The organism is Pseudomonas yangonensis (genome assembly GCF_009932725.1).
GTDB classification, from domain to species: domain Bacteria; phylum Pseudomonadota; class Gammaproteobacteria; order Pseudomonadales; family Pseudomonadaceae; genus Aquipseudomonas; species Aquipseudomonas yangonensis.
In genome coordinates this window covers 1-574 of record NZ_BLJU01000234.1, presented here as the reverse complement: position 1 = coordinate 574, position 574 = coordinate 1, and the positions used below count along the sequence as shown (strand labels likewise).

2 pseudogenes are annotated in these 574 nt (G+C 70.2%); one reads left to right on the top strand and one right to left on the bottom strand.

The features are described from left to right. Nucleotides 1-298: pseudogene (locus GYB81_RS24160) on the top strand (TetR/AcrR family transcriptional regulator); the annotation flags it as partial. Nucleotides 299-373: 75 nt separating this feature from the next. Here the strand turns inward: GYB81_RS24160 and GYB81_RS24155 are convergent. Continuing rightward, nucleotides 374-574: pseudogene (locus GYB81_RS24155) on the bottom strand (TetR/AcrR family transcriptional regulator); the annotation flags it as partial.

Genomic DNA, 574 nt, shown 5'->3' with positions numbered 1-574 from the left:
GTTCGTGGGCTCGGAGTGCGAAGAGGCGGCGATACGCGTGGCGCTGAGCGACGCGGCGCCGCTGTATCGCGACGCCGACGAGGCGCGGGAGGTGAAGGCGGAGGGCGCGCGGGTGTTCCAGGCGTTTCTCCGGGAGGCCTTGCCGGAGGTCGCCGAGGCCGAGCGCGGCCTGGCCGGCGAATTGCTCACCACCACCCTCGGCGCGGTCGGCAAGCAGTTCTCCGAACAGCCACGCAGCGAGGCGGAGATCGAGCGTTACGCCGAGGCCCTGGCCGATATGCTCTGCGCCTATCGAGCAAAACCGTCGCTTGGCCCAGCGGCGTACCTGGGGCCGCTGGGCCAAGCGACGGTTTTGCTCCGGCCACACGGCATCTCAGCGCTCGCCAAGGGCGGCGAGATAGGCGCAGAGCATATCGGCCAGGGCCTCGGCGTAACGCTCGATCTCCGCCTCGCTGCGCGGCTGTTCGGAGAACTGCTTGCCGACCGCGCCGAGGGTGGTGGTGAGCAAGTCGCCGGCCAGGCTGCGCTCGGCCTCGGCGACCTCCGGAAAGGCCTCCCGGAGAAATGCCTGGAA